Source organism: Neobacillus sp. PVCKKU3 (assembly GCF_058323225.1).
Genome location: NZ_JBLVQN010000028.1, coordinates 38,371 through 54,459, shown reverse-complemented (window position 1 = coordinate 54,459; position 16,089 = coordinate 38,371). Strand labels below are relative to the sequence as shown.

Annotated in this window: 13 protein-coding genes; 5 read left to right on the top strand and 8 right to left on the bottom strand. The window is 39.0% G+C overall.

Annotation, left to right across the window (positions count from 1 at the left end):
- Positions 1–29: 29 nt before the first annotated feature.
- Positions 30–2,396 carry a TOTE conflict system archaeo-eukaryotic primase domain-containing protein gene (locus ACNQGS_RS18535; RefSeq protein ID WP_491488624.1) on the top strand — a complete coding sequence of 789 codons (2,367 nt, stop codon included), beginning with the start codon at positions 30–32 and terminating at the stop codon, positions 2,394–2,396.
- A gap of 60 nt (positions 2,397–2,456) precedes the next feature.
- Here the strand turns inward: ACNQGS_RS18535 and ACNQGS_RS18530 are convergent, their stop codons facing one another.
- Both ACNQGS_RS18530 and ACNQGS_RS18525 read right to left on the bottom strand, forming a co-directional pair.
- Positions 2,457–3,188, bottom strand: a complete 732-nt coding sequence (locus tag ACNQGS_RS18530) for a gamma-glutamyl-gamma-aminobutyrate hydrolase family protein (protein WP_491488623.1) — start codon at positions 3,186–3,188, stop codon at positions 2,457–2,459.
- A 172-nt stretch (positions 3,189–3,360) separates the two neighbouring features.
- Positions 3,361–3,663 carry an EthD family reductase gene (locus ACNQGS_RS18525; protein WP_491488622.1) on the bottom strand — a complete coding sequence of 101 codons (303 nt, stop codon included), beginning with the start codon at positions 3,661–3,663 and terminating at the stop codon, positions 3,361–3,363.
- A 184-nt stretch (positions 3,664–3,847) separates the two neighbouring features.
- On the opposite strand from ACNQGS_RS18525, the gene ACNQGS_RS18520 reads away from it, so the two are divergent.
- On the top strand, positions 3,848–5,071 hold the full coding sequence (locus ACNQGS_RS18520; RefSeq protein ID WP_491488621.1) for an NAD(P)/FAD-dependent oxidoreductase: 1,224 nt from the start codon (positions 3,848–3,850) through the stop codon (positions 5,069–5,071).
- Between the two features lie 101 nt (positions 5,072–5,172).
- Here ACNQGS_RS18520 and argH read toward each other — a convergent pair whose 3' ends face one another.
- Complete coding sequence (gene argH, locus ACNQGS_RS18515; protein ID WP_491488620.1) at positions 5,173–6,663, bottom strand: argininosuccinate lyase; 1,491 nt, start codon at positions 6,661–6,663, stop codon at positions 5,173–5,175.
- 139 nt (positions 6,664–6,802) lie between these two features.
- Positions 6,803–7,348, bottom strand: coding sequence for a TetR/AcrR family transcriptional regulator (locus ACNQGS_RS18510; protein ID WP_491488619.1), 546 nt, complete (start codon positions 7,346–7,348; stop codon positions 6,803–6,805).
- 169 nt (positions 7,349–7,517) lie between these two features.
- Between ACNQGS_RS18510 and ACNQGS_RS18505 the strand changes: the two genes are divergently transcribed.
- Positions 7,518–8,990, top strand: a complete 1,473-nt coding sequence (locus ACNQGS_RS18505; RefSeq protein WP_491488618.1) for a DHA2 family efflux MFS transporter permease subunit — start codon at positions 7,518–7,520, stop codon at positions 8,988–8,990.
- 121 nt (positions 8,991–9,111) lie between these two features.
- Here the strand turns inward: ACNQGS_RS18505 and ACNQGS_RS18500 are convergent, their stop codons facing one another.
- Positions 9,112–10,257: a DUF3800 domain-containing protein gene (locus tag ACNQGS_RS18500; RefSeq protein ID WP_491488617.1), complete on the bottom strand. Its 1,146-nt coding sequence runs from the start codon at positions 10,255–10,257 to the stop codon at positions 9,112–9,114.
- Between the two features lie 97 nt (positions 10,258–10,354).
- Positions 10,355–10,540: a hypothetical protein gene (locus ACNQGS_RS18495; RefSeq protein WP_491488616.1), complete on the bottom strand. Its 186-nt coding sequence runs from the start codon at positions 10,538–10,540 to the stop codon at positions 10,355–10,357.
- Positions 10,541–10,654: 114 nt separating this feature from the next.
- Here ACNQGS_RS18495 and ACNQGS_RS18490 point away from each other — a divergent pair, with 114 nt between their 5' ends.
- Positions 10,655–11,719 carry a sulfite oxidase gene (locus tag ACNQGS_RS18490; protein ID WP_491488615.1) on the top strand — a complete coding sequence of 355 codons (1,065 nt, stop codon included), beginning with the start codon at positions 10,655–10,657 and terminating at the stop codon, positions 11,717–11,719.
- Positions 11,720–11,773: 54 nt separating this feature from the next.
- Here ACNQGS_RS18490 and ACNQGS_RS18485 read toward each other — a convergent pair whose 3' ends face one another.
- On the bottom strand, positions 11,774–13,057 hold the full coding sequence (locus tag ACNQGS_RS18485; RefSeq protein WP_491488614.1) for a Zn-dependent hydrolase: 1,284 nt from the start codon (positions 13,055–13,057) through the stop codon (positions 11,774–11,776).
- Positions 13,058–13,339: 282 nt separating this feature from the next.
- On the opposite strand from ACNQGS_RS18485, the gene ACNQGS_RS18480 reads away from it, so the two are divergent.
- The gene (locus ACNQGS_RS18480) at positions 13,340–14,890 is read left to right on the top strand and encodes a nuclease/transposase family protein (protein ID WP_491488613.1); all 1,551 of its coding nucleotides are present in this window, start codon (positions 13,340–13,342) and stop codon (positions 14,888–14,890) included.
- A 206-nt stretch (positions 14,891–15,096) separates the two neighbouring features.
- Here the strand turns inward: ACNQGS_RS18480 and ACNQGS_RS18475 are convergent, their stop codons facing one another.
- Complete coding sequence (locus ACNQGS_RS18475; protein WP_491488612.1) at positions 15,097–16,023, bottom strand: DMT family transporter; 927 nt, start codon at positions 16,021–16,023, stop codon at positions 15,097–15,099.
- Between the last annotated feature and the right edge of the window lie 66 nt (positions 16,024–16,089).

The window sequence follows — 16,089 nt, the reverse complement described above, 5'->3', positions numbered from 1 at the left end:
TTTCATTAAAATTATAATGAGGGATTCCAATGCAAAACCTTGAACAGCAACTTCAGCAAGCATTAAACGAATGCCAAAGACTTAAACAAGAGAATCAGCTATTAAAGCAAATATTAAAAACTCATAACATAGATTACCGGCCGGAACAGTCATATACCATTTCCATGAAGGAACAGGATAAAAAGGAAAAGATTCTGGAAAGAATCAAGATTTTCAAAAATCTTTTTAAAGGCAGGACCGATGTTTTTGCCGTTCGCTGGGAATCTAGTGATGGTAGAAAGGGGTATTCACCTGCTTGTGAACATGAGTGGCATCCAAACCTTTGCCATAAACCTAAAGTGAAATGTGCCGTTTGTCAGCATCGAAAATTTCTCCCCCTTACCGACCAGGTAATCTACGATCATCTATATGGGAAACATACAATTGGAATCTATCCCCTGCTACTAGATGATACTAGCTGGTTTTTAGCAGTTGATTTTGATAAAAATAACTGGCAAAAGGACTCGCTCGCTTTTTACAGCACTTGTAAAGAGTTGAATGTCCCTGCCCACATTGAACGGTCCCGCTCAGGAAACGGCTGTCACATTTGGCTTTTTTTCGAGCAAGCACTGCCAGCCTCCCTAGCACGGAAACTGGGTAATCTTTTATTATCGCTGACTATTGAAAAAAGACATGAAATCGGAATGACTTCGTATGACCGTTTATTTCCGAACCAAGATACTATGCCTAAAGGGAACTTTGGTAACTTAATTGCCCTGCCCTTGCAAGGTCGGTCAAGAAATGAAGGAAACAGTTTATTTGTTGATGAAAACTTTTTCCCATTTGCGAATCAATGGGACTATTTAAAACAAGTTAGGAAAATGTCTTTAGCAGAAGTACAAATCTTAATAAATGAATTCAACGGTGCTTCTTTTAAAGAACTCCGCCAACCAACAGAGAATAAAAATCTGCCTGAAAAATTAAAGGTCATTGAAAGAAATGGTTTATACATTGAAAAGGAAGAGCTCCCATCCTCTTTCATCCATAAACTGATGCAGGTGGCAACCTTTAATAACCCAGAGTTTTATAAAGCCCAGGCCAAGCGATTTTCAACACATGGAATCCCTAGAAAAATAGCTTGTTATGGCGAAACCGACCAATTCTTCATATTGCCAAGGGGATGTAAAAATGAACTTTTGTTATTGCTTAATGAACACAAGATTAAACCAGCTTTTCAAGACGAGACCAATTGGGGCTCCGAGATTTCGTTAAGCTTCCAAGGGACTTTAAGAACAGAGCAAGAACAAGCCGTCACAAAATTATTGGAGCACTCTAATGGGATACTATCGGCAACCACTGGATTTGGTAAAACTGTTATTGCAGCTGCCCTAATAGCTGAAAGAAAGGTAAATACATTGGTAATTGTTCACCGAAAGCAGTTAATCGAGCAGTGGAAACAAAGCCTATCGAACTTTTTAAGTTTGGAAACTAATCAAATAGGACAAGTTGGCGGTGGAAAAAACAAACAGTCTGGACTCGTTGATATCGCAACCATACAAAGCCTTAATTATAACGGTGAAATTAAAGATATAATTATGCAATATGGCCAAATCATTGTAGACGAATGTCACCACATCGCAGCCTATAGTTTTGAGAAAGTATTAAAAGCAGCAAATGCAAAATTTGTTCATGGGTTAACAGCAACCCCAAAAAGAAAAGATGGGTTGGACCCAATTTTAACGATGCAACTAGGACCAGTTCGTCATAAGGTTACCGCTAAAAATCAAGCAAAAGTGAGGCCGTTCAATCATATCCTTCTGCCAAGGTACACCAATTTAAGAATTCCAAAGAATGGAGAACAGAAAGATATTCAATCTATTTATAGCGAACTCGTTAAGGATGAAATCCGAAATCAAATGATTTTTGATGATGTTTTAAAAGAACTTGAAAAAGGTTCTGTCCCACTTATATTAACTGAGAGAGTAGAGCACGCCTATGAGCTAAAATCAAGGTTTACGGGATTTGCCAAAAACCTCATCATCCTAACCGGTCAAATGAGCAAAAAGGAACAAAAGGAAAATTTAAAAAGACTAGAAGAGTTATCGGATGATGAGGAAAGACTAGTTATTGCCACCGGAAAGTACATTGGTGAAGGCTTCGACCATGCCCGATTGGATACCTTATTTTTAGTCATGCCGTTATCCTGGGAAGGTACATTGCAACAATATGTCGGCAGACTTCATCGACTCCATGAAGATAAATCCCAAGTGAAGGTCATTGATTATGTGGATCATAAAGAGCCAATTTTGAAAGCTATGTTTGAAAAACGAATGAAGGGCTACAAATCGATGGGATACAAATTGCCGGAAACGAAGTCAAAGGCAGGATCTGAATCCGAACAAATGAGGTTGTTTTAAAAATTACAAATGGGGTGTCAACAAATGACACCCTTATTTTGCATTTGTGGCTATAATTCCTTACAAAACCGGCACTTTCGAACAGCTTTTAATGAACTCCACAAATAAATTATTCATCACTGAATCGGTACTCGCCATTGATTCCGGATGCCATTGTACTCCTAATGTAAATGTGGTTGGATGAATATACTCTACTGCTTCAATAATTCCGTCAGATGCCGTCGCAACGACACGTAAATCGACAGCGACCGTATCCAAGGCTTGATGATGAAGGCTATTAACTCTTACCAGTTCAGAACCTATCATATCAAATAACTTGCTATCTTTTGAGATATTCACCCAATGACTATCCTTGCTCCTATCAATCTTTTGCGTATGCTGGATTGGCTCCTTTACTTGGCTCGAAATATCCTGTATTAATGTCCCGCCTAAAGCTACATTTAAAATTTGGACGCCTCGGCAAATCGCAAGCAGCGGAATATTATTCTCAATTGCATATTTTGCAATGGCTATTTCAGTCAAATCCCGTTCTGGAGTGGTCGGCCCTAAACGGCGATGAGGGTCTTGTCCATAATACTTTGGATCGACGTCCTCTCCACCGCTAAGGATGATTCCATCACATAGTCCTAGAGTTTCAACAGCCAATTCAGGATTTATAAAAGGAAGCACAATCGGGATTCCTCCATTTGCCGCTATGCTTTTATGATAATCATGATGGACATATACACCTTCCATATATTCGTTATGGTTAACATAGGCACCCGTAATGCCGATGATTGGTTTCTTATGCATTTTCATCCCCCTCGTATGTAGCAACACTAAAAACCACCATTTTTTCAAATGATGGTATTATTCAAAATATATCATAAAAAAGTTTTAAAGAAACTAGAAAAAGATTCATATTAAACTTCTTTTAATAGAGTTTTATTACAATCCGCAAAATGGAACTGATTTTCCAATGAAGCTATTCCACAATCGTAATAATTGGAGGGTTCTTTAAGAATCTCATTAAATTAGGTCCATCCTCTTCAGCTGCTTTTGCCTCAGGACTGGCCAATGCCTGTGTTAATGTGTCCAAACTCTCAAACTCAAGCTCCGTAATTAAATAAAAATTTAAATCAGAATTTTGAGTCTGAAGGACGCGTCGAACCGATTCCCTCATAATGTTAGGAATCTTCTTACCTAGTGGAACATGGACATTAAAATAATGTTGATCAAATGCTTCCTTATCAATCGGTTGTTCATACATAATAATCATTTTTGCCATACAAACGCCCCCTTATATACACTGCAATGTCAATATATTTCGGCTTTTTCCTTAAAATACCTTTTTTGATGTGAATAAATGCCCAAATGAAAATAATCGTAATTTTTTAAATAATAGTTCCATAATCTTAGTTTAGTTACCATTGATTAATATCCAGACTAAAAATTCAATTCGGGGTGATTGAGTGAATAAAAAGTTTGACGTAATTATTACTGGCGCAAGGTGTGCAGGCTCCTCTTTAGCTATTTATCTAGCAAAAGCAGGTTTTCAGGTATTGTTAATTGACCGATCTTCTTTCCCTAGTGATACTCTATCCACTCATACCTTTTTCAATAACACAACCGCCCTTTTCCGCGAAATGGGTGTGCTTGATAAGTTATTGGAAACCAATGCCCCGCCGGTTAAAGATATAAAGTTTCTGTTTGAGGATACCACCATTGAAGGAAAAATACCTGAAGTCCATGGTGAGGAAAACTGTTATTGTATAAGGCGAACATATCTGGATCATATTCTTCTTGATCATGCTAAATTATTAAACGGTGTGACTGTATTAGAAGGATTCCGTGTAACAGACATCATCCGCCAAAATGAAGTAGTAGTTGGTATCAAAGGGAATGATTCTCGCGGCCTTGATCAAGAGTTTTTGGCCGATATCATTGTTGGTGCCGACGGAAGAAACTCAACCATCCGCAGGCTTATAGGCGCTAAGCAAAAAGTCCACGCACCTTCAAACGTGGGCATTTATTATGGGTATTTCAGCAATTTTAACAATGATCCCGTACCGAAATTTGAAGTACACAGAGTAAAAGACAACACGGCGATTCTTTTCCCTACGAATGATGACCTATGTACAGTAGTTGGAATTTTCCCATTAGAGAATAAAGCTTTCATTCAGAACTTGAAAAATAAGCCTGAAGAAAGTCTTCGCAGCCTATTAACAGAAGGTTTTCCAAACACCACTATCGGTTCCCGTTTACAGAAAGCCACCCTTGTTGAACCGATCAAAGGGATTCTAGGCTATGAAAACTTCTGGTATACCGGGATGGGAAATGGCTGGGCGCTGGTTGGGGATGCGATTTGTTTTAAAGACCCAAGCATGGCACAAGGGATTCATGATGCGGTATATGGGGCAAAAATACTATCCGAAATACTAGTAAAATATAAAAATCAATATCAACTATGGCCCAAAATGGCAGAGGAGTATCAAAAGGCACTGGAAGATGAGTTTATGGTCCGTTTTTATATGGGCTGTCAAATATCCAAAAATGAACGGATTTCTGAAGAGCAGGATGCAGTAAATAAACTGATCAGCACTCACCCTAAAGCTGTTGAGAAGTTTCTGGGAATCTATAACTATGCTAACGAACCTGCTGATTTGGAAAAAGAACTAATGGGCATTATGGGGTGAAAATACTTAATCATCATAAAAGAGATTTATTACTTCGGAAAATTATTACTAGGCGAATTGCAGCCCCCTAATTAATCTTTGGGGGCCTGTTTTATTAATATTTATACTAAAAATCCCCTTAACTGTTTCTGTTTTCTGGACAATTCGTCCACGATTTGTTCGTACTCATGTAACCTCATTCCTAGACTTTGCTTTCTCTCGACAATCATCCTCTTCACCTCACCTGGATCCGGTCCACCCTGGATGCTTCTAAGCTTTACAAAGTATTCCGGAGAAATAATGTTTTTCCATTCATCCTCAGTAAGGGATACATCGACGAATTCTTGCAGCATCGAGTTAATCTCTTCAATCTTCCAATCATTTAATTCTTTTTGTCCCTTACATGTTTTATTGGCAATTGCGCTTGCAACCGAATGTGCCTTCCTGAAGGAGATCTTATATTTCCTCGTTAATGTATCGGCCAGTTCCGTAATCGTGATGCAGGATTTTTCGGACATCGCCTTTAAGTGCACCTTATTAACTTGAAGAGTCGATATCACAGCATACATTAGCTTCATAACCCGATTAGCCTTCGCAAATGCCCGGTATAAATGCGGCTGCAGATCATCTTCTGTATCAACAATATCCCCGAATGGTGTATTATGAATCATCTGGATGGCAGCGAGCGCCTCACCAACAGAACTGCTCGCAAGCGATCGGGAATGTTCCACTGAAACTGGGTTCCTTTTTTGAGGCATTATGCTGCTGACTTGAACATAGGGGTCAGCTACCTTAAACGCGTCAAATTCCCTCATTACATATAATAAGAAATCCTGAATCCATCTACCGGTATTCACCATGCATGTCAAGATGGCGGTTGCTGTTTCCAATAAATAATCTGCCCCCGCAATGGAATCATAGGAATTCTCAACAATCCGGTCAAACCCCAACAACTCCGCCGTCCGCGACCGATTGATAGGAAAACCAGTCGTTGCTAACGCGGCTGCTCCGAGCGGTGATTGGTTTACCGTTTCATATGCAGACCATAACCGTTTCATATCCCGCTGCAAAATATCATAAATCGCTAAAAAATAATGCCCTAACGTCGTCGGCTGCGCCGGCTGTGTATGGGTATAGGCCGTCATATAGGTTTCCACATGACGCTCCGATTGCTCCAATAATGCTTCACTCAGCCGATATCCATTCCCAATCAGCTGTAAAAGATGCTCCCTCAGCACCAAACGGTACATCGCCACCCCCATGTCGTTTCGGCTTCGGCCGATATGGATTTTCCCTGCTAGGTCATCACCAATTTCATCCGCAATTTTTGCCTCCATCATGAAAAATAAATCTTCATATTGAGGGTCATAGGTGATTTGCGAAATATCCGTTTTTGCCACTTTATTAATACCTTCCAGCATGATTGTGGCTTCGTCATTTTTGATGATTTGTTGTTCCGAAAGCATTATCACATGTGCACGGTGAATATCAAACATTGCCTCAAACAAAAAATCTCTTTGATCATTAAATATTGGCTTTAACAGCTCTTCAATATAAGTTAATCCTGGAAATGCATTCCCTTCATTTTTGAGAAATTCATGATGCTTGCTCATATAGTCCACTCCGATTTTTTGGCTTTGATGGTTGAATCTTTTCCCCGCCAAACAGTCCCTGCAATATGTATACGGGATTAATTTTCTGACAGTGACATCTGATTCCTTTATTAACACAAAAAATCGGATCAAAAATTGTTCATCGCTTGTACATTAAAGAAATTTGGTTAGCTATATATTCAGAGCTAAAATGAATACCATCCTTGATCCACCACATAATAATGCCCATCAATGAAGCTGTCAGGATTTCAATGGAAACAAAATTTTGGGGTAACTCATTTTGCTTGTTATTTCTTCTAGTTTCAATGAGATTTTTTATAAGGTTGAATAAATTGGTTTCGATGCTTTTATTTTCAAATAAAATGGCAAAAAATTTACGATTGTCATATATGTAGTCTAAAAATATGACTAATTGTTCTCGGTCGTCTATGATTTCTGTTTGTATAAATGGTTTTAGCTTAATAGACAGTTCGTCAAAGATTTCATATGTGATCTGCCTTAATAGGTCGTTAATATCTTGATAATGTAAATAAAAGGTCGCTCGGTTTAATTCCGCGCGATCCGCAATTTTTTGAACAGTTAATTGCGATAATGAAGGTTCTTCTATTAAAAGAGATAGAACGGCATGTTTAAACATTTTTTTCGAGCGAATGGCACGGGGATCTTCCTTTTTTAGACTAGACATTTCGAACTCCTTTATCGATTATTAATGCTTTCTTCAACAGATTGCTTACAAGATGTTGATTAGTTGACGTTTTGAAAAAAATTGTAGATGGGCAATTCTTATTTGGTCTGTTAGTATTTATTTTATTGACACTATGTTGATAATGCAAACAAAAGAAAAGGAGTTTGAAATGGAACGAAAAAGAGAAGATGTTAACAAAGGAATCCTATTATTTGTTTTAATTTCGGGTTGTTTCTTATCGGTATTGAATCAAACGTTATTAAATGTAGCCTTAAGTAACTTAATGGATGTATTTGATGTTTCAGCCACAACCGTTCAATGGCTGTCAACTGGCTTTATGCTAGTAAACGGTGTATTAATTCCGATAACAGCCTTTTTAATGAAACGCTATACGACAAGGCAACTATTTATCAGCTCCATGCTGTTTTTATTAGCGGGAACCGTTATCTGCGCGATTGCTCCAAATTTCAGCCTATTATTAATCGGGCGAATGATTCAAGCAGCAGGCGCAGGGATTATTATGCCTCTGATGATGAGCGTCATTTTATTTATTTTTCCAATCGAAAAAAGAGGCAGCGCCATGGGCTTGATTGGGTTTGCCATGATTTTTGCCCCTGCGATTGCCCCTACCTTGGCTGGGTATATTATTGAATATGGTTCATGGCGATGGCTATTTATTGGTTTAGCACCTTTTGTCCTGATTGTGATTTTATTCGCATTAAAATATCTAGTGAATGTATCTGAAACCGCCAAAACAAAACTAGATGTAGGAAGTGTCTTTCTTTCAACAATCGGTTTTGGTTTAATCTTATATGGCTTCAGTAATGCAGGTAATAAAGGATGGGACGATCCGGTTGTTATTTTTTCACTAATAATTGGATTGGTTGTTACAGTTTTATTCAGTGTTCAACAAATTCGCTCAAATGATCCTTTATTGAATTTATCTGTATTCAAGAACAAGGTTTTTACATTAACGTCATTAATAAATGTTTTAGTAACGATGATGATGTATGCCGATTTGATCTTATTACCGATTTACCTTCAAAGCGGACGGGGTTTTACAGCATTTGAAGCTGGCCTTTTATTATTGCCAGGCTCTATCATCAATGCCATCTTGTCGCCAGTCACTGGCAAGTTGTATGACAAACTTGGTGCAAAACCTTTATTTATTACGGGGCTTATATTTATCATTCCTTCGATGTGGGCTGTTACAGATTTAACCAGTTCAACATCTTATATGTATTTAATGATTCGTACCATCTGTTTACGAATTGGTTTAAGTTTTATCACGATGCCTCTTAATACTGCCGGTTTGAACGCATTGCCTAAGCAATTAGGGACACATGGCTCTGCTGTTAATAATACGGTCCGTCAAATTGCCGGAGCAATTGGGACAGCAGTGGTGATTACCATTTATACCTCACAAGCAACCAATCACGCAGCAGAAATAATGCGGGAAAAGGCAGCTGCTACCCCGCAGCAAATAGCATCACTATCTTCGATTCAAGGGTCAAGTGATGCCTATTACTTTATGATGATATTAGCTGTTGCTGCACTCGTTTTAACATTATTTATGCCGGGGAAAAGTGCTGCTGGTAAAAAAGAAACTGCATTGTCATCTAAAATGGTTGAGGAAAGTTAGATTGAACATAAATGGTATTTGCTAATAAAAAATGACTATCAAAACATATCCGTTGATAGTCATTTTTTCGTACATATTTTATTTATGATAGTTGACGGAAGCCGGCGACTAGAAAGTTTTTTTAGTGGGCCTTCGATTTTTCCATCTCAATTATTTTTTTCAGATATCCATATTCCTTTGGGTCGAGAATGTCTATTTCCTGGTTTGTCGCAAGGAGAATCTGGTCACGGCACTTTGAAATTCGTTGAAGCATTGGGTAAATAGTCAAACTTGATAGATTCACAAAGTCATATAAGTCGTTTAAGCAAACCGGTAATTTATAGCCTTTATTGCTGCTGGCGATTAATAACCCGGTATCACACAGCTTTGAAACAATGTTGGAGCGGAAATAATGCTGATTCATTTTCACATCCCGAATGGCATTCAAATTATCAAGAATTTCTTGAGTATACACGTATTCATCGGGATTTTCCTTCAAATTGAATAAAAGAAACTTCAAAAAATCGATTCGGAGCCTTTCCTCCTCTTCCTCACTCTTGCGGTGTTTTTCGATATAGTGATAGGAGGAATTGACGGCCTGTTTGATGATTACTTCGTTGTAGCGGGAGTCAGCGGGGTCTGTTTTGTAATCATAAAGAAAATGTCGGTAATCCAAAGGCAGCAGATTAAGAGCGGCAATTTTATGTTTAATCGTTTTTAACAATGAATAGGAATGGACGGAATAAGAACTCCGGTCATAACTATTGCCCAAAGTCTCCGCAATTAATCCGGACAGTTTAAGCAGGATTTCAGAATGGCTGTTCTTGAACCCAAACGAAGAATAATTGAATAAATCCGGAATACTCCTTGTCATGATGTACTTTTTAAATTCCTGCAAAAATTTCTTCCCATCAGCTTCATACGCCACAAGATCAAGCTGATCAAAGGTTCTGTTCAAGTCCTCATAAACCATTCGATTAACATATTTAATAAAAGGCGCTTGATGTAGAATGCCGCTGTCTTCTCTTACCTTCCGCTTATCAATGACGTACGCATATATGCTAAAAGGCAAATCCTTAATATCCTGCAAAAGCTTGGATCTTTGGGCATCCTCCATAGGCACTGCTTCTGACGGGAAATAGTTTTGAAGCTGTCGTTCTAAGTTTTCTTTTTCAGATTCTTTCACAAGTATGGATACAATGATAAAGTGGGTCGAATGGTCGTGGTTGTCAAAATCAAATCCATAATTTCCAAATTCATCGAAAAAAGCTAATTGTAATTCGGTCAACCTTCCCACCTCACAAAGTGAAGACTTTACTATATATTTCAACAATATTGGTCGAAAACCTTTTAAAAGCCAAAAAAATAAAGCAGGAGTTCCCGCTTTATTCTGCAAACAGTATTCTGATTTCGTTTTCCGCTTCCACCTTGCGTCCGTAACGGTACCCTTCGATCAACAAGTGCCGTTCGTGGTCATCCAAAGGACGTCGCCACTTAGATTCAAGATACAAGATGACTTCGTTGTACAGGATGTACGGATACTCCATTGGTTCATTCATTGGTTCATTCATTGATTTTCACCTCATCCTAAAAATAAAACCTTCTCATTTTATTTTTGACAAGGGCTTTGATTTATATAAGTCTATATTTTTAATATATTTATAAGGTAGGAAAGGAGTGATTGTTTGTATCCAAGAGATCCTTTTTTTAAAAATAAACCTTACCTAACAACCCGCAGTTTACAGCCCGAAAATCAAGAAACACCCATCCATTTTCTTGAAAACAGTGAAACGCCAACCGCATTAACCTATCGAAGAAATCATTTTCAATATCCCGCCTTTTCCAACCATTCGTACTATCTAGCCATTACCGGCGCAGTGAAGACTCCGATTACCATTCCATACAACCAAATCATTACAATGCCTTCCCGAACAGTTACCGCTCTGGTTGAGTGTTCTGGGAACAAACGATCCCACTTCAGACCAAAAGTGTTTGGAGAGCAATGGAAGGATGGGGCGATTAGCCTGGGGACATGGAAAGGGGTATCCCTCTTTCATCTGCTTCAGATTGCCGGAGTTCAGGATAGTACCCATGAAGTGGTCTTTGAGGGGAATGATTCTGGGATCAAGAAAGGTCAACAAGTTCCTTTCGTAAGAAGCCTTCCGCTAAAAAAAGCCATGGAACATGATGTCATCGTTGCCTGGGAACATAATCACAAACAGATTAGCCCGAAACATGGATTTCCGTTTCGATTAATCGTTCCCGGCTGGTACGGAATGGCGTCAGTAAAGTGGCTAAAAACTATTCGTGTAGTGGACCATCCTTTTTCCGGGCCCTTCCAGACAGATGATTATGTCTATTATCCTCATAAAAACAATAATGAAGAGGCCGTCCCTGTAACAGTGAGCCATGTGAATTCGATTATTCAGCAACCGCTTGACCGGCAAATCTTGCAGCCTGGCCAGCATGAAATAAAGGGTCTCGCTTGGACTGGCGAAGGTGTGGTTATATCCGTTGAGGTTAGTGTGGATGATGGTGAAACATGGAAGACGGCCACTCTCCATGGCCAGCCCCGGCAATTTCAATGGATAAAGTGGTCATATTCTATTGTATTTGAAAAAAATCGCGAATACTCCATCAAGGTACGTGCCTATGATTCAAACGGCCATTTGCAGCCCGATACCGCTTTCTGGAACCGGAAGGGCTATGGGTACAATGCGGTGTCACAAATTAAAATAAAGATAGAATAATGATACATGGGGACGGTTCTTCTGCTTCAGAAGCAGAAGAACCGTCCCCGCGTTTCACAAACTTTCAATAAAGCTTTTAAGCACATGCACTGATATTACGCAATCGTTTAGAGAGGACCATTCTTTTGGATTGTGGCTGATTCCGTCCTTGCTTCTTACAAAAATCATGCCAACTGGGATCTCCTCTCCTACGATCATTGAATCATGACCGGCACCACTAGGTAATCGCATTGGCTCAATTAGATTTTCTTGAAATGCTTTTTCCAATTTCGCTTGAATGTTGTCATCAATCGGTACAGGCTTAACAGAGGTATTCACCTTAATCGATACCTCAATCCCTCGTTTTTCAGCAATGGATTTTGCTTTTTCAATAACAAGTGATACGAGTTCATCACGGGTATACTCGTAAATGTCACGAATATCAGCAAACAAGGAGACCTCTCCTGGGATGACATTTACCCCATTTGGATGAACAGAAAGCTTACCAACCGTTGCAACGGCAGTAGAGCTTACTTTTTCGGGTAAAGTCTCCACCGCAACCACGAATTCACCTGCAGCAACTATCGCATCCTTTCGATCATCCATCGGTGTATTTCCGGCGTGGCCCGCTTTACCTGAAAAAATAATTTCCAGCCAGCATGGCCCAGCTATTCCGCTGACAATGCCAACAGGGAGCCCTGCCTTTTCAAGTCGCTTTCCCTGTTCAATATGTACCTCAACAAATAATCCAATGTCCTTCTTGTGGCTTGAAGCCTTTTTCAAGTCGTCGAGACTTGTCCCGTATTTTTCAAGCACCTCTTCAAATGAATCCCCATTAAAATCAGTCAATTGAAGCTGTTTATCGAGATTAATCGTTCCCATCAAGCTCATACTTCCTGTTAAACTGCCATTAAACCGAGCTCCCTCTTCATCCGAAAAAATGACAACTTCAAATGGACGCTGCGGAAGATATCCCGTGTCCTTCCACGCCTCAACCACTTCAAGAGCAGCTAATACGCCAAGTGGGCCGTCAAAATTCCCTCCATTTGGGACACTATCGACATGGGAACCTGATGCAATCGCTGGCACGGCATCATCTAATCCCGCCAATCTTCCGAATACATTCCCTGCACCATCTTCCCATACCTTTAAGCCAGCCTCTTGCATCCATGTTTTCACCAATTCTTTAGCTTGCTTTTCCTCTGCTGAAAAACCGGGACGATTCACTCCGCCTTCAGGGGTAGCACCGATTTCGGAAAGCTTGGCCAATCTTTTCGCCAGACGGTCTCCGTCTATTCCGGAGTGATTGAGAGATGGATCAAAATCTCCTAAGAGTTTTGCTAAAAAATCTTCTGTCATATTCCTTACCTCCCGTTCTTTTATTCTATTTTATTAAATTATTCCTAAGTAATAAACGGATATGCTGTTTAAACTTAAAGGCTTTGGGAAATTTGGACAATATCTTTTCATTATAAAAAGAGTAGTGATAGATGTTTCACCAAATTCTAATCGAAGGAAGCCCCTACGTTTAAGTATGGGGAGGAAATCGGTTTTTTTGATATTTTCAAAGAGGTCTTGATAGACTCAATAAGAAAAATTTGGTATAGTAGTAATAGAACAAACGTTTGGAGGCTTTAAGAGATGTCGAAGAAAGAAGAACCAAATTTTATATTAACTCTTTCTATGGATACAAACGATTCAGCTAGCTTTCGCCTGGATAAAATCTTTGAGGTTTCTCGAAAAATCCAAAACGCATGTTTAGGAGAAATTTTGAAACGTGACCGTTTGGTTCAAGACAACAAACAATATCGAAAGAACGTACGTTGCATAAAAGCGGTTAAGAATAAAATTTCAAAATCTAAAAATGAAAAAGAAGTAAAAAGACTCGAACAGGAAGTTCGCTTATTGTACAGCAAACAAAAAGAAATAGAAACTCAATTTGGCTTAACTGAATATGCCATACATAGCTTTGTCGCTCCAATGAAACGACATTTTGAAGGCGTTTTAGATATTAATTCTGCCCAAAAATTAGCAACTCGTGCTTGGAAGGCATATGAAAAAAAGCGATATGGAAACGCTAATCATGTATACTTTAAAAAGTACGGAACCATGACTTCCATTGAAGGTAAAACAAACAAATCAGGCATTACTTTTCGTGAAGAAAATGGCCAGTACTTCACCAAAATAATCGGTTTAAAAATATCTGTTAAAGTGAAACCAATTGATATTTACACAAAAGAAGCTTTATTACACTTGGAAAATATCAAATATTGCCGAATCGTTCGCAAAATGATACGTGGAAAAATGAGATACTTCGTTCAACTGATTATCAAAGGAATTCCACCAAAGAAACGGGATCAAAAAACAGGGCAATATAAAATTCTTCTGGGCAAAGGCAGAGTCGGAATTGACCCTGGAACCCAAGCTATGGCGGTTGTATCGGATGAAGCAGCCATATTACAAGAGTTAGCTCCAGGCATTGACAAACTGGAAAAAGAAAAACGCATTATACAGCGAAAAATGGAACGCTCCAAACGGGCAACGAACCCAAATAAATTCAATTCTGACGGTACATTTAAAACGGGCAATAAAGAAAAATGGGTATTTTCTAATAATTACCTTAATCTTCGTAATAAGTTGCAAGATATTCATCGTAAACAAGCGGCGAAACGTAGACAATCTCATTGTCAGTTAGCCAATATTGTGTTAAGGACAGGGAATGAGTTTTTTGTTGAAACCATGAACTACAAAACTCTGCAAAAACGAGCAAAAGAGACTAAGATTTGTGAAAAGACTGGTAAATTACAGCGTAAAAAGCGTTTTGGAAAGTCTCTTGCCAATAAAGCACCAGCTTTATTTGTTTCAATTTTGGAATATAAATGCAAATATCTTGGGGCAAAATTAAATAAGATTAATACTTGGACAGCCAAGGCCAGCCAATATAACCACGAAATGGATGATTATCAGAAGAAAAAACTCCATCAACGATGGAGTCAAGTCGGCAATTATACTGTTCAAAGGGATTTGTATTCTGCTTTCCTCATTAAAAACATTGATGATACTCTAGAAAAAATTGATAAGGAATTATGTGATCGAAACTTTGAAAATTTCATCATGAAGCACGACATAGAGATTGAACGATTAAAACTAAAAATGTCAACCATTTCAAGTATGGGGATAAGGGCTTCTTAAAATGAAATCAAAAGGTCTGACCTACCTACCGAACGTTAAACAGCCATTAGGTTGTTTGTTCAAGAAAGGTTCGATGAACTAAGCAAGTGTCTTATTGTTGTACTTAGGCATCCCTTCGGATGGCGCTAGGGAGAAATAAGAAGAAGCTTGGATAAGAGAACCCACCACATTTATGCGTGTGGAGTGTCAGCGCCCTTTTAAATATATTAGATGCTTTTCTTATGTTCAACGGCCATGATCGGTTTGAAACTAGGCATGTTGGCGATATATACCCCCAGCAGCACTAAGATTCCCCCTAAAATTTGCGACAGCATAATCCGGTTCCCTAATATGAAATGTGAAGCAAGAATAGCGACAAACGGCTGGATGTTCATGAACATGGAAGCAGTTCCTGCTCCAACCTTAGCCACCCCGCTGTTCCACCAAAAGCCGGCCATTCCTTGGGCAAATATCGCCGCAAAAATCAGCAATGCCCACATGAAAACAGAATGACTAATGGCAGTCCCGCTCACCATTCCTTCCACCCCGGCAGCAGGAATCATCAGGACACTCCCCAAAACAGTTGCGTAAACCGTAACGACAAAAGATGGCATGGTTTGGGATAGGCCGCGGATAAATAAAATACTAATCGACAAACAAAGCATTGCTATAAAAATATTAAAATCTCCCCAAGAGATTCCTAATGATCCTCCGGCAACCCCAATAATTGAAAAAACACCTATCAAACTGATGATAGCCCCTAAAGATTTTTTAGCTGTTAATTTCACCTTAAAAATAATCCGTTCGAGGATAATTGTCGCAATTGGTGCCAGCGAAATAATTAACGAAGCATTGGCAGGTGTTGTATGTTTCAGGCCGGTAAAATAAAACGTCTGGTTTAAAAGCGTACCAAAAATTCCAACACCAACAAGATATCTCCACTCCGAGGTTGTTGGCCGCTTTATGCCCTTATAAAAGAGCGCGACAATGATGAGAAAAAGTGACGTAATGCAAATTCGGACAGTTGATAAGAATACCGGGGAAAACCCTTGAAGCAAATAAGCACTGATGGGATAATTACAGCCCCAAAAGACAGAGACTAAAAACAAGCTGATAAAAGCTTTATTTTGGCCGACATTCATAAGGATGTACACGAACCTTTCCAATTTACTATAATCATGTTATCCATTATAGCATGGTATTTCGTGACACGAAACGTA